At 67.7% G+C, this 19700-nt stretch carries 18 protein-coding genes and 1 tRNA gene; 7 read left to right on the top strand and 12 right to left on the bottom strand.

Annotated elements, in window-relative coordinates; translation table 11 throughout:
• From ACYVG2_RS17585 to ACYVG2_RS17575, 3 genes are all read right to left on the bottom strand, one after another.
• Positions 1-882 (bottom strand): carbohydrate ABC transporter permease, encoded by an 882-nt coding sequence (locus ACYVG2_RS17585; protein ID WP_460782171.1) that lies wholly within the window; start codon positions 880-882, stop codon positions 1-3.
• Positions 882-1808 carry a carbohydrate ABC transporter permease gene (locus ACYVG2_RS17580; RefSeq protein WP_448967634.1) on the bottom strand — a complete coding sequence of 309 codons (927 nt, stop codon included), beginning with the start codon at positions 1806-1808 and terminating at the stop codon, positions 882-884. The genes ACYVG2_RS17585 and ACYVG2_RS17580 overlap by 1 nt, the downstream gene beginning before the upstream one ends.
• Positions 1809-1876: 68 nt before the next feature.
• On the bottom strand, positions 1877-3187 hold the full coding sequence (locus tag ACYVG2_RS17575) for an ABC transporter substrate-binding protein (protein WP_460782170.1): 1311 nt from the start codon (positions 3185-3187) through the stop codon (positions 1877-1879).
• A gap of 135 nt (positions 3188-3322) precedes the next feature.
• Here ACYVG2_RS17575 and ACYVG2_RS17570 point away from each other — a divergent pair, with 135 nt between their 5' ends.
• From ACYVG2_RS17570 to ACYVG2_RS17560, 3 genes are all read left to right on the top strand, one after another.
• Positions 3323-4090, top strand: a complete 768-nt coding sequence (locus ACYVG2_RS17570; RefSeq protein WP_460782169.1) for a FadR/GntR family transcriptional regulator — start codon at positions 3323-3325, stop codon at positions 4088-4090.
• 76 nt (positions 4091-4166) lie between these two features.
• On the top strand, positions 4167-4895 hold the full coding sequence (locus ACYVG2_RS17565; RefSeq protein ID WP_448967631.1) for a response regulator transcription factor: 729 nt from the start codon (positions 4167-4169) through the stop codon (positions 4893-4895).
• An 11-nt stretch (positions 4896-4906) separates the two neighbouring features.
• Positions 4907-6400, top strand: a complete 1494-nt coding sequence (locus ACYVG2_RS17560; protein WP_460782168.1) for a sensor histidine kinase — start codon at positions 4907-4909, stop codon at positions 6398-6400.
• 98 nt (positions 6401-6498) lie between these two features.
• On the opposite strand, the gene ACYVG2_RS17555 is transcribed toward ACYVG2_RS17560, so the two are convergent.
• The 6 genes from ACYVG2_RS17555 to ACYVG2_RS17530 form a co-directional block, all read right to left on the bottom strand.
• Positions 6499-8019, bottom strand: a complete 1521-nt coding sequence (locus ACYVG2_RS17555; RefSeq protein ID WP_460782269.1) for an FAD-dependent oxidoreductase — start codon at positions 8017-8019, stop codon at positions 6499-6501.
• Between the two features lie 69 nt (positions 8020-8088).
• On the bottom strand, positions 8089-8955 hold the full coding sequence (locus ACYVG2_RS17550) for an FAD:protein FMN transferase (protein WP_460782167.1): 867 nt from the start codon (positions 8953-8955) through the stop codon (positions 8089-8091).
• Positions 8956-8960: 5 nt separating this feature from the next.
• Entirely contained in the window at positions 8961-9416 is a 456-nt protein-coding gene (locus ACYVG2_RS17545; RefSeq protein WP_460782268.1) for an FMN-binding protein, read from the bottom strand.
• A 57-nt stretch (positions 9417-9473) separates the two neighbouring features.
• On the bottom strand, positions 9474-10508 hold the full coding sequence (locus ACYVG2_RS17540; protein ID WP_448967628.1) for a ribose-phosphate diphosphokinase: 1035 nt from the start codon (positions 10506-10508) through the stop codon (positions 9474-9476).
• Between the two features lie 7 nt (positions 10509-10515).
• Positions 10516-11946, bottom strand: coding sequence for a bifunctional UDP-N-acetylglucosamine diphosphorylase/glucosamine-1-phosphate N-acetyltransferase GlmU (gene glmU / locus ACYVG2_RS17535; protein WP_460782166.1), 1431 nt, complete (start codon positions 11944-11946; stop codon positions 10516-10518).
• Position 11947: 1 nt separating this feature from the next.
• Positions 11948-12019, bottom strand: a tRNA-Gln gene (locus ACYVG2_RS17530).
• A gap of 91 nt (positions 12020-12110) precedes the next feature.
• On the opposite strand from ACYVG2_RS17530, the gene ACYVG2_RS17525 reads away from it, so the two are divergent.
• The gene (locus ACYVG2_RS17525) at positions 12111-12605 is read left to right on the top strand and encodes a MarR family winged helix-turn-helix transcriptional regulator (protein WP_448967626.1); all 495 of its coding nucleotides are present in this window, start codon (positions 12111-12113) and stop codon (positions 12603-12605) included.
• 36 nt (positions 12606-12641) lie between these two features.
• Positions 12642-13589, top strand: coding sequence for a pseudouridine synthase (locus tag ACYVG2_RS17520; RefSeq protein ID WP_460782267.1), 948 nt, complete (start codon positions 12642-12644; stop codon positions 13587-13589).
• On the opposite strand, the gene ACYVG2_RS17515 is transcribed toward ACYVG2_RS17520, so the two are convergent.
• From ACYVG2_RS17515 to ACYVG2_RS17505, 3 genes are read right to left on the bottom strand one after another with little or no spacing between them, the layout of a single operon-like run.
• Positions 13538-14224, bottom strand: coding sequence for a response regulator (locus ACYVG2_RS17515; RefSeq protein WP_460782165.1), 687 nt, complete (start codon positions 14222-14224; stop codon positions 13538-13540). The two genes, ACYVG2_RS17520 and ACYVG2_RS17515, sit on opposite strands and share 52 nt — an antisense overlap.
• Positions 14221-15492, bottom strand: coding sequence for a sensor histidine kinase (locus ACYVG2_RS17510; RefSeq protein WP_460782164.1), 1272 nt, complete (start codon positions 15490-15492; stop codon positions 14221-14223). The genes ACYVG2_RS17515 and ACYVG2_RS17510 overlap by 4 nt, the downstream gene beginning before the upstream one ends.
• A 9-nt stretch (positions 15493-15501) precedes the next feature.
• The gene (locus ACYVG2_RS17505) at positions 15502-16434 is read right to left on the bottom strand and encodes a CPBP family glutamic-type intramembrane protease (RefSeq protein WP_460782163.1); all 933 of its coding nucleotides are present in this window, start codon (positions 16432-16434) and stop codon (positions 15502-15504) included.
• A 221-nt stretch (positions 16435-16655) separates the two neighbouring features.
• On the opposite strand from ACYVG2_RS17505, the gene ACYVG2_RS17500 reads away from it, so the two are divergent.
• Positions 16656-18041: a serine hydrolase domain-containing protein gene (locus tag ACYVG2_RS17500; RefSeq protein ID WP_460782162.1), complete on the top strand. Its 1386-nt coding sequence runs from the start codon at positions 16656-16658 to the stop codon at positions 18039-18041.
• A 72-nt stretch (positions 18042-18113) separates the two neighbouring features.
• A complete protein-coding gene (locus ACYVG2_RS17495; RefSeq protein WP_460782161.1) occupies positions 18114-19700 on the top strand; it encodes an ABC transporter substrate-binding protein in 1587 nt (528 codons plus the stop codon).

Below are 19700 nucleotides of genomic sequence, written 5' to 3'. Positions count from 1 at the left end.
TCAGCCCTTCGTCGCGCCGGCGGTGAGACCGGTCACGATGTACCGCTGGGTGAACAGTGCGATCAGCATGATCGGCGTCGTCACGACCACGGAGGCCGCCATCAGCGCACCCCAGTCGATCGAGGCATAGCCGATGAAGTCGAAGATCGCGACGGGGAGCGTCTTGGTGGAGTTGCCGGAGAGGACCAGGGCGAACATGAAGTTGTTCCACGAGAAGATGAACGACAGGATCGTCGCGGTCGCGATGCCGGGTACCGACAGCGGAAGAGTGATGCGGAAGAACGCCCCGATCGCGGTGAGTCCGTCGACCTGGGCCGACTCCTCCAGCTCCTCTGGCAGCTGATCGAAGAACGACATCATGATGTAGAGGATCAGCGGCAGCGAGACGAACATGTGCGAGAGGATCAGTGGCAGGTAGCCGCCGGTCATCTTCAGCTGGGCGAAGATGAAGTACCACGGCACGAGAAGACTCACGCCGGGGATGATCCGAGCCAGCAGCACGACCATCGCGGATTTGTTCATCAGGAAGCGGCTCATCGCGTACGCGGCAGGAACGGCGAGCACGAGCGAGAGCGCGGTGGCCATGAAGGCGACGAAGAACGAGTTCCAGATGTAGACGAGGTAGTTGCCACGACGCGGGTCGAACACCGTGCCGTAGTTCTCGAGCGTCGGATCGAAGAGGAACGCCTTGGTGGGATCGTAGATCTGCACGTTGAGCTTGAAGCTCGCCAGCACCATCCACACGATGGGTCCGAGGAAGGCGAGCACGATGAGTGCCAGCCCGACGAAGCGTCCCACCGGACCCCAGCGGAACTTGCGTCGGCGCAGCATCGGCGGCCTCGCGCCACCGGTGACGAGCGTGCGGGTGTCTGCCGTGGTCATCATGAGTCCTTGCCCTTTCGCTGCATCTGGAGAACCCAGATCACACCCAGGATCAGCAGGAAGAACAGGATGAGAACCGCCGACGCCAATCCGTACTCGTTGTAATCGAAGCTCAAGCCGTACGCGTAGACGTTGAGCGTCTCGACGTCGTGGAACGCGCCACCGCCCTTGCCCTTGGTCGCGTAGAGGATGTCGAAGGTCTTCAGCGCGTCGATGCCTCGAAGCAGCACGGCCGCGACGATCACCGGGCGCATCAGCGGCACCGTCACGTACCAGAACCGCTGCCACCCGTTCGCCCCGTCGACCTTCGCCGCCTCCTGCGGCTCCTCCGACAGACCGGTGAGTCCGGCGAGCAGGATCAGCGCCACCATGGGCGTCCACTGCCAGATGTCGACGAATGTGAGGGTCGCGAGCGACGTGGCGGGGTCTGCCAGCCACGGCTGCGGCGGGATGCCGACCCAGGAAAGCATCTCGTTGACGAAGCCGATGTTCGGCTCGAACAGCAGCCGCCACATCATGCCGACCGCCACCGGCGTCGCCACCAGCGGCAGCAGGATGATGGTCCTCACTACGCCCTGGCCGCGGAACGGCTTCCACAGCAGCAGCGCGATGATCATTCCGAGGATCAGCTCGAAGAACAGCGCTCCTCCCGTGAAGGCGAAAGTGCGCCACACCGCGGGCCAGAAGCGCTCGGTGTCGGTGAGGACCTCGGCGTAGTTCTCCAGCCCGTTGAAGTCGAACTTGCGCCTGACGGAGCGTTTGGCGTCGGTGAAGCTCAGGAACAGCGTCCAGCCGAGCGGGATGGCGAGCAGAAGGGCGGTGAACGCGATCGAGGGTCCTGCGAACAGCCACTTGCGGTGCCGGTTGGCCCAGCGGCTGAAGTTCTCCCTCGCCCCGACATCCTCGGGGGTGCGCAGTGCAGTCATGAGTGCTTCCGTGAGGGTCCGCCGTCGCCGCCCCGATCGGGACCGGGGCGGCGACGGACTGAGGATGGTTATTCGGCGTCTTCGAGGAGGAACTCGTCGAATGCCTCGTTCGAGCTCTCGGCGGCGGCATTCACATCGTCGCCGGCGATCGCCGCGACGATCGGCCCGCCGACGATCTCACGCGCCTCTGCCACCTGGATCACGAGCGGACGATCCTCACCGACGCCGTTCTCGCCGTTGATCTTGATCGCCTCGACCAGTTCCGCCGGGTATTCGGCGGTCGCCTCCTCGTCCTCCCAGACGGAGGTGCGCGCACCCATGACACCGAGCGTGGACATCTCGAGGGTGATCTCCTTCGACGTCGCCCATTGGATGAACTGCCACGCCGCCGACTGATTCGCTGAGCTCTCGTTGATCGCGAGCGCCCACGCCGCCACGTTGTACGGCTTCGACCCTGCTTCACCCTCGGGGAAGGCCGCGAACCCGACCTGATCGGAGACCGTCGACTGCGACGGATCGGTCATGTTCTTGTAGAGGCTGTCCGCATCGGCGATGAACGCGGCCTGCCCCTGCTGGAAGACGGCGAACGCCTCCGGCCAGCTCATCTCGGGGTTGACGGTGGCGTCGGTGTGCGTGCTGATCAGGTCGCCGTAGTACTGGTAGGCGGCGCGCGCCTCCTCGCTGTCGATCGCCGACGTGCCGTCTTCGTTGATCCACTTGCCGCCCGAGCTGAACAGGAACGCACTGAACTGGGTCACGGCGGCGGACTTGCCGGTACGGCCCACGTAACCGGCGACCTCTGGATGAAGCTCGTGGATCGCCGCGGCGGCGGCATCGAGTTCTTCCAGGGTGGTCGGCACTTCGAGCCCTGCCTCTTCGAGGAGGTCCTTGCGGTAGTAGAGCACCGTGCGCTCCGTGATGATCGGCACACCGACGACGGCATCCTCGTAGGTGGTGAGCGAGGCCGGGCCCGACTGGAAATCGGACCAGTCCCATTCCTCGTCGCCCTCGACCTGCTCGGTGATGTCCGAGAGGTAGCCGTTGCTGGCGAAGAGCTTGTTCTCCTGAAGCGGACGGTACATGAGCACGTCGATCTCGTCGGTGCCGGCGTTGAGCTTGACGTTGTACTGGTCGGAGAGCTGGTCCTCCGCGAGCTGCGAGATCTCGACCTTCGCGCCGGTCTCCTCCTCGAACTCGGGGATGAGTTCCTTGATCGTCTCGGTCCACACGTGGTTGGCGAGGGTGACACGGATCGTCGTGCCCTCGATCCCTTCGCTCTCGTCGATCTCCGAGCCGGAACTGCAACTGACGAGCGTTCCCGCGACGACTGCGGTTGTTGCCGCCGCGAGGAAGCGGGCGGTCTTGGATCGGTACTTCACTGTGACTCCGTCCTGAACCGCGCGCCGTCGCGTGGTTCCCTGGTGCAGACGTTCCGTTACATCTGCTCAGTGGCCAAGATTGCCACCACAAGTCAGACTTTTCAATATCTGTGACCAGAAAGATATGATCAAGGCATGACCTCGCTCCCCGGCGCCGAGGCCGCTCCGGCCTCCCCCGCCGCATCAGCCCCTGCGGTCGATCGACGCAACCTCGTGTTCGACACACTGGGTCGAGAGATCTGCGCGGGTGTCATCGCACCGCAGGCGACGTTCACGACGGAGTCCATCGAGAGCCGATTCCAGGTGTCGCGATCCGTCGTCCGCGAGGCGCTCCGCGCTCTCGAGGCGCAGGGGCTCATCACCCCGAAGCGACGCGTGGGCGTGCGGGTGCTCCCCCTCACCGACTGGAACGTGTACGACCTTCAGGTCATCCGCTGGCGACTCGCCGGCCCCAGCAGAGTCGCCCAGTTGCGCTCTCTCACCGAACTGCGCGGAGCCATCGAGCCGGCCGCCGCGCGGATGGCGGCGATGCGCGCCCCGCTGAATCAGGCGAGCGACCTCGTCGGCCTCGCAGGGAGGCTGTGGGCGGCCGGACGAGAAGGAGACGCCGAGAAGTTCCTCGATCTGGACAAGGAGTTCCACTCCCTCATCCTGACCATGAGCGGAAACGAGATGTTCGCACAGCTGCATCACCTCGTCGCAGAAGTGCTCACCGGCCGCAGTCAGTACGACCTCATGCCCCAGTACCCGGCGCCGGAGGCGCTGCAGATGCACGTCGACATCGCGACGGCCATCCAGACCGGCAACGCCGACAAGGCCGCAGCCTCGATGGTGTCGATCATGGACCGCACGCTCACCGAGATGAGTTCGATCTGGGAGCAGGAAGCGCCGATCATCCACTGATCGCCGCCCCGTGATTCACAGGCCACCCATAGCGCGCTCCATAGAAATCCCATAGCTGATTCCTCAGAATGGGTCCATGACCACTGATCAGCCCGAACTGCGCCGCCCCGATGGCTCGCCCCTGCGCATCCTCGCCGTGGACGATGAGCAGATGCTCACCGATCTGCTGGCGATGGCGCTGCGCATGGAGGGCTGGGAAGTGCGCACCGCGTCATCCGGCCTCGAGGCACTCCAGGTCGCTCGAGACTTCGAGCCGGACGCGCTGCTGCTCGACATCATGATGCCCGACCTCGACGGCATGAGCGTGCTGCGGCGCCTGCGTGAATCCGGCAATCTCGTGCCGGTGCTGTTCCTGACGGCGAAGGACGCCGTGGTCGACCGCATCGCCGGGCTCACCGCCGGCGGCGACGACTACGTCACCAAACCGTTCAGTCTCGAGGAGGTGATCGCCCGTCTGCGCGCGATCATCCGTCGCACCGGGCTCGCCAGTACCGAGGACGGGCAGTCGATCCTGCGCGTCGGCGACCTCACCCTCAACGAGGACAGCCACGAGGTCGAGCGCGACGGCACCGAGATCGAACTGACGGCGACCGAGTTCGAACTGCTGCGCTACCTCATGCGCAACGAACGCCGCGTGCTCTCCAAGGCGCAGATCCTCGACCGCGTGTGGAGCTACGACTTCGGAGGCAAGTCGTCCGTCGTCGAGCTCTACATCTCCTACCTGCGCAAGAAGATCGACGCCGGTCGCGCACCGCTGCTGCACACCGTTCGCGGTGTGGGATACATGATCAAGGCCCCGCATTGATCGAGCCGGGGATGACGCACCGACCGCTGACCCTTCAGACGCGGCTGATGGCCGCGGTGATCGGCTTCGTCTCGCTCATCCTCATCATCGTGGCCGTCATCACCAGCACACTGCTGGGAACGGCGCAGGAGGGACAGCTCGCCGGGCAGTTGAACTCGCTGTCGCTGCGCACGACCAGCCTCGTCGCACAGGCGTCGAAGCCGGCGGCGATCTACAACCGGCCGCTCACAGCGCAGTCGGCGATGGAGAACGTCGCCCCGCCCGCCACGGGGATACTGCTGGCGGTGTCCCCTCCCGACAGCGCTGCGAGCGGCGTCATAGTCGACGGTTCGGGCCAGGTGCGAGACCTCAGCGACGAGCAGCTCGCCGCCATCAACGAGGCATTGAGCGGGCGAGCATCCGGGACGATCACCTTCCCAGGACCGGGCGGCCGTTCGTATCAGCTGATCGTCACGCAGACCTCGGTGACCCAGTACTCGGACAAGATCAACGTCGTCACCGGCCTGCCCCGTGATGCGATCCAGAGCAGCATCGCGCAGCTGTTCACCGTGATCACGCTCGCCACCCTCGGCGGACTCATCCTGCTCGCTCTGACGACGGCGATCACGATCAGGGTGAGCCTCAGGCCCCTGCGGGCGGTCGCCGGCACGGCCACCCGGGTGGCCAACCAGCCGCTCGATCGCGGCGAGGTGAGCATCACGGAGCGAGTACCGGCGTCCGAAGCGGACCCCCGCACCGAGACCGGGATGGTGGGTGCCGCGTTGAACACGCTGCTGGACCACGTGAACGATTCACTCGCATCCAGACAGAAGAACGAAGAGCGGATGCGACGGTTCGTCGCCGACGCGAGCCACGAGCTGCGCACGCCGTTGGCATCCATCCGCGGGTACTCCGAACTGTCCCTGCGGGATCGAGAGCTGCCAGAGACGGCGCAGACGGCCCTTGAGCGCATCCAGGCGCAGTCGCTGCGGATGACGCGCCTCGTGGAGGATCTGCTGCTGCTCGCCCGGCTCGACGAGGGGCAGGAACTCGTGCACGGCACGGTCGACCTCACCCAGCTGGCGCTCGAGGGCCTCGCAGATGCGCGGCCCACCGCGCCGGGGCACCATTGGATCATCGAGGTCCCTGAAGAGCCCGTCGTCATGCTGGGCGATGCGGGTCGGCTGCATCAGGTCGTGGCCAACCTGCTCGCCAATGCGCGCACGCACACACCCGAGGGCACCACGATCACTCTGAGCGTCGCCAGGGAAGGCGAGGATGCCGTGATCCGCGTGCACGACGACGGACCCGGGATCGACCCGCAGGTGCGCGATGAGCTCTTCGCCCGCTTCGCCAGAGGAGACAGCTCCCGCGCACGTCAGACCGGCGGGACCGGTCTCGGCCTCGCGATCGCGAAGGCCATCGTGGAGGGCCATCACGGCACGATCGGCGTCGACTCCGAGCCTGGCAGCACGACCTTCACGGTGCGATTCCCCGTCTCGCCGGCCTCAGCACCCGCTGCCTGAACAGGTTCGCGCTACACGTTTCAGCAGCCGCGCCATCGATCGATGGCGCGGCTGTCAAGAAGTGGCGCGGAGCCGCGGCCCGCGCAGCAGGGAGGCTCTCAGTATCCTGCGAAGGCGTCGGTGGTCAGCGACCGCGCCTTCTGCAGCGCGGGAGCGAGATCGGCGATGAGCCGCGGAGGGCCGGAGATGAAGGCGTGCCTGGCCGAGATGTCGGAGACGACCTGCTCGAGTCCTGCCGCGTCCAGGCGCACGCCCTGAGCCCAGGTCCACTGCGCCGGGAGACCGGAGGGGGCGTCCCTGGTGAACACGACCGTGCGCACGCCGGTCTCGGCGAGTTCGGGGCGGAACGCGAGCTCTGACGCCTCGGCCGCGACGTAGACCAGCACGACGTCGCGGGCGCGCCCCTCGGCGTGCAGCTGGCGCAGCTGCGAGACGAACGGCGTCACTCCGATGCCGGCGGCGACCATGAGCACTGGCGCCTCGCCCTTGGGCAGCACGAAGTCGCCCCAGGTGCCGGTGACGGCGAGAGTCGCGCCGGGCTCTGCCGCCGCGAGCGCGCGTTTGTAGCTCGACGGGTGCTTCTGATCGCCGTTCTTGTACGCGATGCGCAGCGTCGGCAGGTCGGCCGGGGCCGAGACGATGCTGAACTCGCGCCGTGTGCCTCGTGCGTCAGGATGACGATGGGGCACGTCGAGCTCGAGGTACTGCCCCGGGAGGAAGCGCAGCTTCCCCCTGGCACGGAAGGTGAGCTCCTGCGCGGTCGGGGTGATGAACTCGCGCTTCTCGAGCGTCAGACGCACAGAACCGCGCAGCGCGAAGGCGAATGCGAGGAGGTTGCCGATCAGCAGGGCGCGCTCCTGACCGAGGGTGAACAGCCCGCCGACGAGGATCGGCCATCCCGCGAGCACGCCGACCAGTGCGGCGACCCAGAACTGCTGCCAGCGCCGCGGCGGGCTCGTGAGGGGCTCGGACACCATGAATGCGCCGAGGAACAGGAACGGACTCTGCAGTACCGCGAACTGCAACGCGCTCGCGATGTCGAAGTCGATGTCGAACTGCTGCGCCTGCACCGCCTGGCGCACGACCGCCGTGGCGATCGCGATGAGGAGGAAGACGAGCACGACCCGCACCTTCTCCGTGCGCCAGAGCACCGCGAGTCCGAGCACGGCGACGGGGATCGCGAGCGCACCGTTGCCGACCCACCACGAGGCCGATGTGCCCAGCCACTCGAAGGCGCCGAACGAGCCGATGATCGAGACCACCGCCGCGCCGAAGGCCGCGGGGTTGAGGATGTGACGCCCGCGCCAGGCGATCAGGTACTTCGAGACGCTGGCGAGCAGGCCGGCCAGCGCGAGCCCGATGAGAGCGGTCGGTTCCGCGCCAGGGCGCATCACGAACAGCATGATCAGCGCGGTCACGAGTGACGATTCCACGCGCCACGGCAGGTGCAGGATCTTCTGGACCCCCGCATCGACGGCGGAGATCACGACCGTGAGCACGACGAACGACGCCAGCAGCTCGAGGGGCGTCGGCGACACGATCACTCCGACGAACGAGAGCACCAGAGCGATCAGCGCGAGCGCGACGAGCGCGAACAGCACGAGACGGTACATCGACATCGCCCCGAGGACGGCCAGAACCCGCTGCCGGATGGTTGTGAATGAGAACGTCACGAGTACAACTCTTCCCTATCTGCGGATGCCGGGGGTCGTGAAGAGTTCCACCGGGCAGTTCGGCGATCGCTCGGCCATGCCCGCCGTGCTCATGCGCACCCATTCCACGCCCCAGCGCGCGGCGAGTTCGGGCCCGCCGTCGAAGAACAGCGCAGTGGCCACGGCATCCGCACGCATCGCATCCGGCGCGATCGCCCACGTCGCGGCCCACGTGCGCACCGGTGCCCCGGTGCGCGCGTCGAGCACGTGGTGCAGGCCGTCGCCCCAGGCCCGCCTGTTCACGGCCGAGGCGCACAGCGCCTGGTCGCGGATGCTCGCCACCCCGATCGCCTTGGTGAGATCGAAGGGGTGCTCGAGACCTATGCGCACCTCGGCGCCGCGGACGGCGATGTCACCACCCGCATCCACGATCACTCCGCCGGCGACGCCGGCGAGCTCTGCGAGCACGAGGTCGACGAGACGGCCCTTGCCGATCGCACCGACATCGATCAGGGCGGGAGCCGCCAGCGACACGCGCGCGTCGGACCAGGTGAGGATGCCCCTCCAATCGGCGGGAGCCGGCCGAGCGGCGCCGGCGATGAGCGAGACCGCGGCGTCGTAGCCGAGCGCGCTGAGGCTCTCCCCCACCAGCGGATTCACGGCGCCCTGCGTGGCGTCGGAGAGCTCGGCGTACGCGTCCAGCATCGCCACGGCGTCCGCCGGGCTGGGCGCGTCACCGCCGCTCGCGAGCGAGGAGACGAGCGAATCGGCGCGGAATCGCGACCAGGTGCGGTCGAAGTCGTCGATCACCGCGCCCACGCCCGCGCGTTCGGCGTCGCTCAGCGGGTCCGCGGTCTCGAACTCCCACCGGGTGCCGATCGCGTCGAAGCCCCAGGAGGACACGGTGCTCAGGCTGCCGCCTGCTCCTTGATGTCCTCGACCGCATCGTTGAATCCGCCGCTCGTGAGCGAGGACCCGGCGACGCGGCTGACGTCGAGCTCATCGATCGCGACGCCGACGACCTCTTCGGCGATGCCGTCGATGAACTGTCCCTGGTACTGCTCGGTCTCGCGCGCCTGCGGGTCGCCGGTCACCTCGACCTCGGTGACGACCCCGTCCTCAAGCGTGAGCGTGACGGAGATCTGCTCGACGGTCTCCGGCGTCTGGTACGAGCCGTCGGCGGAGTAGGTGCCGTCCGTGTATTCCCCTGACCCCGACGAGTCGGAGCCCGTCGCACTGTCGGACTCCGTCCCGGTGCCCGTGGAGTCCTCCGCATCGGCGGTGCCGGAGCATCCTGCCAGGACGAGGAGGCCGGCGACGCCGGCGACGGCGGCGCCCTTTCGAACGGAGGACGCGACGCTCATGCTCTTCACGTTCCCGAGGTTAGGGTGCCCTACTATGAGCGGGCTGTGTGTTCTCGACTACGCGTCGCCGCCGAACATGCTCGTCACCGAGCCGTCCTCGAACACCTCGTGGATCGCGCGTGCCAGCAGCGGAGCGATCGGGAGGATCTTGAGCCCGTCCCAGCGACGCGACTCGGTGAGCGGGATCGTGTCGGTGACGACGACCTCGTCGATCGATGCGTCCTGCAGACGCTCGTTGGCCGGGTCGCTGAAGATCGCGTGCGTGGCGGCGACGATGACTCGACGCGCGCCGTTCGCCTTGAGCGCCTGCGCGGCCTTCACGATCGTGCCGCCCGTGTCGATCATGTCGTCCACGAGCAGGCATGTGCGCCCGTCGACCGTGCCGACGATCTCGTGCACCGACACCTGATTGGCGACCTTCGGGTCGCGACGCTTGTGGATGATCGCCAGCGGCGCATCCAGGCTGTCCGACCACGTGTCAGCCACCCGGACGCGCCCCATGTCGGGTGAGACGATCGTCAGGGTCTCGCGGTCTTCCGCGGTGAGGTTCTCGCGGAAGTACTCGAGCAGGACCGGCTTCGCGAAGAGGTGGTCGACGGGGCCGTCGAAGAACCCCTGGATCTGCGCGGCGTGCAGGTCGACGCTCATGACCCGGTCGGCGCCGGCGGTCTTGAGGAGGTCGGCGACCAGGCGCGCACTGATGGGCTCGCGCCCGCGCCCCTTCTTGTCCTGCCGCGAGTACGGGTAGTACGGGGCGACGACGGTGATCCGCTTGGCCGATGCGCGCTTGGCGGCATCGATCATGATCAGGGTCTCCATGAGCCACTCGTTGACCGGCTCACCGAAGGTCTGGATGAGGAACAGATCGCACCCGCGGATCGACACCTCGAAGCGGGAGTAGATCTCGCCGGAGGCGAAGGTGCGATGCTCGGTCGGAGCGATCTCCGTGCCGAGCGCCTCTGCGACGGCCGATGTCAGCGCGGGGTGAGAGCGTCCGCCTGCGATGACGAGTCGCTTCTTCGTCTTCGCGACGAGTCCCGGCGCGACACCGTTGTCCCGATCCAGTTCAACGGTCTTCTTCTTGCGCGCCATGCTCCGCCTATTCCGCCGATTGTTCGCGGGCTGCGGCGTCCGCCGCGCCCGTTCCTGCTCTGTTCTTCTCGACCCAGCCCTCGATGTTGCGCTGCGGGGCCACGCTCACGGCCAGCGCTCCAGCGGGGACATCCTTGCGGACGACGGCGCCTGCACCGGTCTTCGCACCTGCACCCAGCTTAACGGGCGCGACCAGCACCGTGTGCGAGCCGGTGTGCACCTCATCCCCGATCTCGGTGCGGTGCTTGTTGACGTCGTCGTAGTTCGCCGTGATCGTGCTCGCGCCGAGGTTCACGCCACGACCGACCGTCGCGTCGCCGACGTACGAAAGGTGCGGCACCTTGCTGCCGTCGCCGATCTGGGCGTTCTTGGTCTCGACGTACGCGCCGATCTTGCCCTTCGCCCCCAGCGACGTGCCGGCGCGGAGGAAGGAGAACGGACCGACGGTCGCACCAGCGCCGATGACGGCGAGCGTCGCCTCGGAACGGCGCACGACCGCATCCTCACCGACCTCGCAGTCGACGAGCGACGTGTCGGGGCCGATGACGGCACCGGATTCGATGACAGTCGCACCGACGATGTGCGTGTTCGGCAGGATCGTCACATCCGCCGCGAGCTTCGCGTCGTCGTCGATCCAGGTGGTCGCGGGATCCACGATCGTGACGCCCCCGAGCTGCCAGCGCCTGACGATGCGGGCGTTCAGGAGGCGGCCCACCTCTGCGAGCTGTGCGCGGTCGTTGACGCCGTAGGTCACCGTGACATCGGAGACGACGGATGCCGCCACCCGGCCGCCGTCGCGGCGGAGGAGTCCAGGCACGTCGGTGAGGTACATCTCGCCCTGCGCGTTGTCGACGCCGATGGCGGGGAGGTATTCGCGCAGCGTGGAGGCGCGGAACACGTACATTCCCGCGTTGATCTCCGTGACGGATGCCTCGTCGGCGGTGGCGTCCTTCTGCTCGACGATGCGATCGACTCCGCCGTCGGCGTCACGGATCACGCGGCCGTAGCCGTTCGGGTCGTCCACGACCGCCGTCATCAGCGTCGCGGCGGCGTCGGCCGCCCTGTGCGCCGCGATGAACGAGGTCAGCGTCTGCGCGTCCGCCAGCGGGCAGTCGCCGGAGAGCACCAGCACATCGCCGTCGAAACCGCTGGGCAGCGCATCGACGGCGACCTGGACAGCACGTCCTGTCCCGGGAACCTCGTCCTGATCGACGAACGTGACGTGCGGGTAGTCCGCGGCGAGCGCGGTCACCACCTGGTCGCGTTCATGGCGTACGACGACCTCCACGTGCGCGGCGTCGAGCGCGGTCGCCGTCGTCAGCACGTGCCCCACGAGCGGGCGACCGCTGATCGGGTGCAGCACCTTCGGCAGTCTGGACTTCATCCTGGTGCCCTGGCCTGCGGCGAGCACGATGATCGCGAGCTTGTTCTCCGTCATGCTCCGCCGCCAGGATTCGAACCTAGACCTAACAGCTCCAAAGGCTGTCGTGCTGCCATTACACCACGGCGGACCGTGACCGTCAGGGTCACCAGACAAGTCTGCCATGCCGGATCGTCTGCCTCGCGCGTATGCGTTCGGCGGCCCTGACCGATAATAGGAGGATGAGCGAGGTAGATGAGGTCGACCGCATCGTCGGCGCGTGGAACACCCAGCGCCCCGATCTCGACTTCTCCCCTCTGGAGGTGCTCTCACGGATGGATCGCCTCTCCAAGCACCTGGACCGTGCGCGCCGCGACGTGTTCCGCCGCAGCGACATCGAGCCGTGGGAGTGGGATGTGCTCTCCGCGCTGCGGCGTGCCGGCACCCCTTTCCAGCTCTCCCCCAAGCAGCTGCTGCAGCAGACGCTGGTCTCGAGCGGCACCATGACGAACCGGATCGACCGGCTGGTGGGGCGCCGGTTCGTCAGGCGCGAGGCGGATCCCGGTGACGGACGCAGCGTGCTCGTCACCCTGACCGAAGACGGCCAGATGCGCGTGGATGCCGCCATCACGCGCCTCGTCGATGTCGAGGCGGAGCTGCTGCAGGCGCTCTCGCGCGCCGATCGCGACCGGATGGCGTCGCTTCTGCGCAAGCTCAGCCTGAGCTATGACTCCTGATGGCGGCGCTCCGATGGTGAGCCTGTTCTGATGGCGATGCGCTCACCCCTCCCCGTTCGCGACGGCGTCGGTGCCACCCGACTGCACGTGCCGCTCACCGGCCCCTGGCCCACCGTGAGCGCGTACATGGTCGAGCGGTTCTTCCACCTCGATCCGCAGCGTCTGCTGTCGCGGTTCGACGACGGCGAGATCGTCGCCTTCGACGGCTCCACCGTCTCCCGCGACGCGCCGCTCGGTGCCGAGGAGTTCGTCTGGTACTACCGCGAGCCGCCGGCGGAGACGCACATCCCGTTCGACATCGAGATCCTCCATCAGGACAGGGATCTCGTCGTGATCGACAAACCGCATTTCCTGCCCTCGACGCCTGCGGGCAGGTATGTGCAGAACTCCGCGCTCGTGCGCCTGCGCCGCCTGCTCGACAACGCCGATCTCGCCCCGGTGCACCGGCTGGATCGCGCCACGGCAGGCCTGCTGATGTTCTCGGCACGCGCAGTGACGCGCGGCGCGTACCAGACCCTGTTCCAGCGCCGCCGGATCGAGAAGGTGTACGAGGCGGTGTCTGCGCGGCCGGAGGGATGGGCGAACGATCTGCCCAGGACGGTGCGCCTGCACATCGAGAAGCTGCGCAGCCAGGTGTGCGTCGACGTCGACACCGAGCGGGAGCCCAACTCCGAGACGCTCGTCGAACTGCTCGGCGCCGACGAGCACGTGGTCCACACGCTGCTGCGCCCGCACACCGGCAAGATGCATCAGCTGCGAGTGCACCTCGCGAGCATCGGTCTCGGCATCCTGCACGACAACCTCTATCCGATCCTCACGGATGAGACGCCGGACGATCATGACCGGCCCCTGCAGCTGCTGGCGCGCGAGCTGCGATTCACCGATCCGCTCAGCGGTGAGGAGCGCGACTTCCGCTCGCGGCAGACCCTGCGCTACGCGCCGGACCCGGCGTCCGGATCCGCGACGGCGACCACTCGGTTCTGATACGCCCAGACCACGGCCTGCAGACGTGAGCGGACCCCGAGTTTCGGCAGCATCCTGGCCAGGTGCGACTTCACGGTCGACACCTCGACGACGAGTGACGAGGCGATCTCCTCGTTCGACATGCCCTGCGCCAGCAGCAGGAGGATCTCGCGCTCGCGTGCGGTGAGCACTCCGTCTGCCCGGTGCGCCGTCACCGGCTGCAGACGGCGCCGCTGCACGAACTCACGGAGGATGCGCTTCGTGAGCGCCTGGTCGATCGTGCCGTGACCTGCGGAGACCTGCCGTACGGCGTCGATGATGAGGTCAGGCTCGGCGTCTTTGAGGAGGAAGCCCGCGGCGCCGGCCTCCAGAGCACCGAACACGTAGTCGTCGAGATCGAAGGTGGTGAGGATGAGCACGGGAACCGGGTCCTGCACCCCCTCAGCTGACAGCGCCCGTGTCACCTCGATGCCGTCGAGTCCCGGCATCCGGATGTCGAGGCAGGCGACGTCCGGTCGGAGCTCCGTAGCGAGCGCGAGCGCCTCGACGCCGTCCTCCGCGACGCCCACCACCTCGATGTCGTCCTCCGCGTCGAGCAGCGCCGACAGTCCCGCGCGCACGAGCGCCTGGTCGTCAGCGATCAGCACCCTGATCATGCCTTGTGCTCCTTCGGTCCCTGTCGCTCTGCGACGAACTCGCGGGGGATGATCAGGCTGACCTCCCAGCCGCCGTCGGATGTCGGCCCGTGGCGCAGCTCGGCTCCGACGAGGTCGGCCCGTTCGCGCATCCCCACCAGGCCGAACCCTCCACCGGACGACACCGGAGGAGCAGGCGCTGCCGCGTTGCGCACCACGACGCGCACCTCTGTCGCGCTCGTGTCGTCGATCTCGACCACACTGTCCGCGCCGGGGGCGTGCATCGCCGCATTCGCGAGCGCCTCCTGGATGGTGCGGTACGCGGCGAGCTGAGCGAGCGGACCGACGCCGGACCCGAACCGCCGATCAGGCGACGATCCCCTCATGTGCAGCTGCATGTCGGCTGCGGCCTCGGCGCGCACTCCCGCGATCAGGTCGGGCACCGAGGCGAACGTCTCGACCGAACGCTCCGCGCCGCCGTCCTCGCGCAGCAGACCCACTACGCGGCGCAGGTTCTGGAGCACCGTGGTGCTCTCGGCGCGGATCTGCGCCGCCGCCCGGCGCGCGGCATCCGGATCCGTGCCGATCTGCCGCTCCACCGCCGAGGCCATCAGGGCGATCCCGGAGAGATGATGAGCGGCGATGTCGTGCAGCTCCCTGGCCATCACGGTGCGCTCGCGTGCCACTGTCGCATCCACCATGGCGTCCCGCTCCCTGGTGAGCGCATCGAGCTCGCGCCGCTGCGCCTCGCGCGATTCGCGTCTGGCGCGCAGCATAGCGGCGAGCAGGATCGGAACGACGAACAGTCCGCCGACCTGCACCGCGGCCTCACCTGCGGCGAGAAGGGGGTCGGCCCCTTCTCCCCCGATGCCGTTGACCACGCTCGCCGTGGCGAACAGCGCCGCCGAGAGGATCAGCGCCACCCACAGCGTGCGCGACGACCCGCTGCCGTATGCGAAGAACACCGCGACGGCGACGGCGAACGTGGCGATGTCGAACACGACGCCCGGCAGGCTCAGCGCGAACAGGAAGACGATCGCGGTCACGGTGAGCACGACTGTCCTGGGCGCATGGCGCGCCCAGGACAGCGACACGCACTGCACGACGATGACGGCGACGACGAGCCACCACTGCGCCGTGCCGACAGCCGGGGTGATCGGCACGTCACCGCCGCTGTCGGCCAGCAGCTCGCGGATCAGCAGCAGTGCGCCGAATGCGGCCGCTGCGGTCACCGCGGCGGCAGCGACGTCTGCCGCTCGCGGTGCGCGAAGAGTGTCTGCGACAGCCATGTCCGGAGTCTATTGCGTGGCGATCGACGGGCTCGGGGCCGTCGGCTCCGGCGCACCCAAACGGCCACGGGTGGCGACGATGATCACCGCGGCCGCCAGCGTCGCGATGACCATCAGCATGAGCGACAGTGTGCTGCCGTCCACCGTCGGGAACATGTCCGGCAGGAGGATCGACGCCGTGTTGTTCACGCCGACGTGCAGCAGCATCGACAGCGGCAGCGACTGGTTCGTGCGGTTGAACACCCACGACATCACGATGTTGAAGGCGATGCAGAAGCCGGCGAAGTACGCCATGCGTGTCCAATCCGCGTCGGGGTAGCCGCCCCATTCGGTGAGGAACAGCGGGAAGTGCCACAGCGCCCACAGCGGGCCGAGGATGAAACTGGACTTCAGAGGACTGAAGCGCCCCTGCAGGCGGGGCAGTGCGAAGTCGCGCCAGCCCGGCTCCTCCGCGAGGCCGGTGGTGATCATCTGCAGCGCGAGTCCGGGCAGAAGGAACGCGAGTGCCTCGATCGACGGCGCCTGCATGGCTCCGCCGGAGAAGACGAAGCTGCCTGCGATGAGCGCGACGGGCACGCCCACCAGCGCCAGCGCGTACCAGCGCCAGTTCACGCGCCAGCGCCATAGCCGCCCCGCCCAACGGCGAAGTCCTGGTCTGCCGTCGACCAGTGCGGTGATCAGGAGGGCGGAGGTGATCGGTCCCAGATAGGCGCCGGGCAGCACGCCCAGCAGCTGACTCGTGCCGAGGACGACGGGGAACTCGTAGTCCCAGACGCCCAGGCCGTTGTCGGACAGGATGTACGGGATCCAGGCGATCCAGCTCAACGCGTTCGCGAGCACGAAGAACGAGACGAGCGGATGCCGGGCGATCAGGCCGACCGGGCCCGACCGTTCGCGCGGACTGATCCGGCCAGAAGGCGGGGTGATGGTCTGGGAGGTCATCGGATGGTTCCTTTCGCGAGGAGCGGAGCCTCATGCCCCGCCTCTACGACGCTAGGAATCGGGGTGCCCGCGGCACGAGCGGCGGAAGGTTGAAGATCGGATGCTGCATCGAAAGATGCACGCCGGCCACGTGCACCATTCGTCCTGTGCGACGAAGACGTATCCATGAATGTGTCCTGGGATACGAAAATCACCGCTGCTCGCGTGAATAGGGTGAGGCCATGGAGAGCCACGAAGAGGTCGCTGAATTCCTGAGGACCGAACTCGCACGCCGAGCATCCGCTCGTGGGGTTCCCGGCGCTGCGGTCGCCGTCGTCATCGACGGGGAGATCATCGATCACGCGGTCGGCGTGCTGAGCACCGCGACCGGCGTCGAAGCGACTCCCGAATCCGTCTTCCAGATCGGATCCATCACGAAGGTGTGGACCGCGACGCTCGTCATGCAGCTCGTGGACGAGGGACTGGTCGAGCTGGACCAGCCGATCCGCACGTACCTGCCGGAGTTCCGGCTCGGAGATGACGCCGCCACCGGATCCATCACGGTGCGTCAGCTGCTCACCCACCAGGCCGGATTCGAGGGCGACATCTTCACGGACACGGGGCGGGGAGACGACGCGATCGAGAAGTTCGTCGCGCTCCTCGCTGACATGCCCCAGACGTTCGCGCCCGGCTTCATGTTCTCCTACAACAACGCCGGCTACATCGTGCTCGGCCTCCTCGTCGAGCGTCTGCGCGGCAAGAGCTGGGAGCAGGCGCTCATCGAGCACATCGCCGCGCCGCTCGGACTGCAACGGGTGTCGCCGAGCCCCTATGAGGCCATCCTCCACCGCGCCGCAGTCGGCCACATGGCAGCGGGGGACGACGGCATCGCGACAGCGGCACCCCTGTGGGCGATGGCCCGCTCGAACGAGCCGGCCGGTTCGATGCTTGCGATGACGGCGCGTGATCTCGCGGGCTTCGCCCGGATGCACCTCGCCGGCGGGACCGCGCCGGACGGCACCTCCGTACTCTCCCCGTCAGCGGTGGAGGCGATGCGCACCACCGGCATCCGTCTGCCGGTCATCACGGGGCTCGGTGCCGCGTGGGGTCTGGGCTGGGAGATCGACCGCGACGACGACGTGCGCCTCCACGGCCATGACGGGAACACGATCGGGCAGGCCTCGTACCTGCGCATCGCGCAGGATGCGCAGGTGGCGATCGTGCTGCTCACCAACGGGGGCGACGGCCCCGGGCTCCTCCACGACATCGTGGATCCCCTGCTGCGCGAGCTCACCGGACAGGGTCTGCCTGCGGCCCCCGTTCCGACGGCGCAGCCAGGCGCAGTGGATGCCGCGCCGTACATCGGCACGTACTCGAACTCGATCTTCGACATGGAGGTGTCGCAGGACGACACCGGCAGGGTCTGGCTGGAGCAGCGCCCGAAGGGCCTTCTGCTCGAGATGGGCGAGCAGCCGTCCACGGACGAGCTGATCGCCTTCGGCGAGGACTCGCTGATCATGCGCGACGAGAAGAACGGCATGCACATCGTGTACACGTTCCTCGCTCCGGATGCCGAGGGCCGGCACTCCTACGTCCAGTTCGGGCGTGCGCTCGCGCGCACAGCCTGAGGATCGACCAGCACGACGCACGACACCCATCGCAGGCATGACCCGAGCATTCATCGCCCAGGAGGAATCGAAATGACACCGAAACGCACTGTCGCCGCGGCCGTCACCGCTGTCGGCGCTCTCGCACTGTCCCTCGTCGGATGCGCGTCCGACGGTGGAGGCGCACCGACGGGTGAACCGGTCGAAGGCGGGACCTTCACTCAGATCCTCAATGCGGACCCCGGCAACCTCGATCCGCAGATGTCGGCCGCGAGCGCTCTGTTCGACGTCACCGTCTTCGCGTACGACACACTCGTCGCCGTCGACGCCGAGGGCAATCCGCAGAGCCAGCTCGCCTCGGAGTGGAGCGTCGACGGTCTGACCGCCACGCTGAAGCTGAAGGAAGGCATCCTCTGCAGCGACGGCACGGAGTTCACCGCGCAGACCGCGGCGGACAATCTCAACTGGATCTCGGATCCCGCGAACCAGAGTGCGTTCCTTGGAGCCTTCTTCCCCGTGGGCGTGTCCACCGTGGCGGAGGGCGACACCATCACGCTGACTCTCAGCGCGCCAGCACCCTTCCTGCTGCTGGGCCTCGCGAACCTCCCGATGGTGTGCGATGCCGGTCTGGCCGACCGCTCCACGCTCGCGGCGGCATCCAACGGCACCGGACCTTACGTCCTCACCGAAGCCGTGCCCAACGACCACTACACGTTCGAGCTCCGCGAGGAGTACGCATGGGGACCGGACGGGGCCACCGTCGACGAGACCGGCATCCCGGAGGTCGTCAACATCCGCATCGTCGCGGACGGCACGACAGCGACGAACCTCATGCTCTCCGGTGAGGGCAACGCCGCGCAGCTCCTCGGGCCGGACGCGGAGCGCGCCCTCGGCGCCGACCTGTTCACCCTGGAGTCCAGCGCGGTCGTCGGCGAGCAGTGGTACAACCATGCAGAAGGCCATCCGACGAGTGATCCTGCTGTGCGCATGGCGCTGACGCAGGCCGTCGATCTCGACGAGCTGGCGAATGTGATCACGACGGGCAAGGGCGGCCCGGCGACCGCTCTCGCGACCGTGGACCCCAGAGGCTGCACCTTCGACTCGGTGTCCGACGTCCTTCCCGACTACGACGTGGATGCGGCGAACGCGGCACTCGACGCCGCGGGCTGGGAGCTCGGCGCTGACGGAGTGCGCGTCAAGGACGGCACTCCCCTGAGCATCGTGTTCCTCTACCAGAACGGCCTCGGCGCCGCGGGTACGGCCGCTGCGGAACTCGCGATCGAGGCGTGGGAGCAGATCGGCGTGAAGGTGGACGGCAGGGAGCAGGACGAGCCCTCGATCCTCGATGCGATCTTCAGCACCGGCGCATGGGATGTCAGTTGGGTTCCGGTCAGTGTGAACAGCCCGGACCAGCTGATCGGATTCCTCAGCGGCATCGTCCCCCCGGACGGCGTCAACTTCTCCGCCATCCAGAACTCCGACTACGAGACCGCCATCGCCGAGGCGACGCAGCTGCCCGGCACGGAGGGCTGCCCGAAGTGGCAGGAGGCGGAATCCGCTCTGGTCGAGGCGGCGGACATGGTGCCGTTCGCAGAGGGCACCGTGTACATGTTCGGCAGCGGAGCCGAGTTCGAATGGACCGGCCAGATCGCACCGACCAGCATCCGCATGCTCGGCTGA

It is taken from the genome of Microbacterium shaanxiense, assembly GCF_054779995.1.
The sequence above is the reverse complement of the archived record's forward strand: the minus strand, read 5'-3'. Positions and strand labels throughout refer to the sequence as shown.

Bases quoted from the DNA above. Each gene is read 5' to 3' on its own strand.
- ACYVG2_RS17565 (WP_448967631.1), top strand. From the start codon at position 4,167: ATGACCACTGATCAGCCCGAACTGCGCCGCCCCGATGGCTCGCCCCTG.
- ACYVG2_RS17520 (WP_460782267.1), top strand. From the start codon at position 12,642: ATGCGCTCACCCCTCCCCGTTCGCGACGGCGTCGGTGCCACCCGACTG.
- ACYVG2_RS17555 (WP_460782269.1), bottom strand. From the start codon at position 8,019: ATGTCGATGTACCGTCTCGTGCTGTTCGCGCTCGTCGCGCTCGCGCTG.
- ACYVG2_RS17500 (WP_460782162.1), top strand. From the start codon at position 16,656: ATGGAGAGCCACGAAGAGGTCGCTGAATTCCTGAGGACCGAACTCGCA.
- glmU (WP_460782166.1), bottom strand. From the start codon at position 11,946: ATGACGGAGAACAAGCTCGCGATCATCGTGCTCGCCGCAGGCCAGGGC.
- ACYVG2_RS17525 (WP_448967626.1), top strand. From the start codon at position 12,111: ATGAGCGAGGTAGATGAGGTCGACCGCATCGTCGGCGCGTGGAACACC.
- ACYVG2_RS17505 (WP_460782163.1), bottom strand. From the start codon at position 16,434: ATGACCTCCCAGACCATCACCCCGCCTTCTGGCCGGATCAGTCCGCGC.
- ACYVG2_RS17545 (WP_460782268.1), bottom strand. From the start codon at position 9,416: ATGAGCGTCGCGTCCTCCGTTCGAAAGGGCGCCGCCGTCGCCGGCGTC.
- ACYVG2_RS17540 (WP_448967628.1), bottom strand. From the start codon at position 10,508: ATGGCGCGCAAGAAGAAGACCGTTGAACTGGATCGGGACAACGGTGTC.
- ACYVG2_RS17560 (WP_460782168.1), top strand. From the start codon at position 4,907: ATGACGCACCGACCGCTGACCCTTCAGACGCGGCTGATGGCCGCGGTG.
- ACYVG2_RS17570 (WP_460782169.1), top strand. From the start codon at position 3,323: ATGACCTCGCTCCCCGGCGCCGAGGCCGCTCCGGCCTCCCCCGCCGCA.
- ACYVG2_RS17580 (WP_448967634.1), bottom strand. From the start codon at position 1,808: ATGACTGCACTGCGCACCCCCGAGGATGTCGGGGCGAGGGAGAACTTC.
- ACYVG2_RS17510 (WP_460782164.1), bottom strand. From the start codon at position 15,492: ATGGCTGTCGCAGACACTCTTCGCGCACCGCGAGCGGCAGACGTCGCT.
- ACYVG2_RS17495 (WP_460782161.1), top strand. From the start codon at position 18,114: ATGACACCGAAACGCACTGTCGCCGCGGCCGTCACCGCTGTCGGCGCT.
- ACYVG2_RS17515 (WP_460782165.1), bottom strand. From the start codon at position 14,224: ATGATCAGGGTGCTGATCGCTGACGACCAGGCGCTCGTGCGCGCGGGA.
- ACYVG2_RS17585 (WP_460782171.1), bottom strand. From the start codon at position 882: ATGACCACGGCAGACACCCGCACGCTCGTCACCGGTGGCGCGAGGCCG.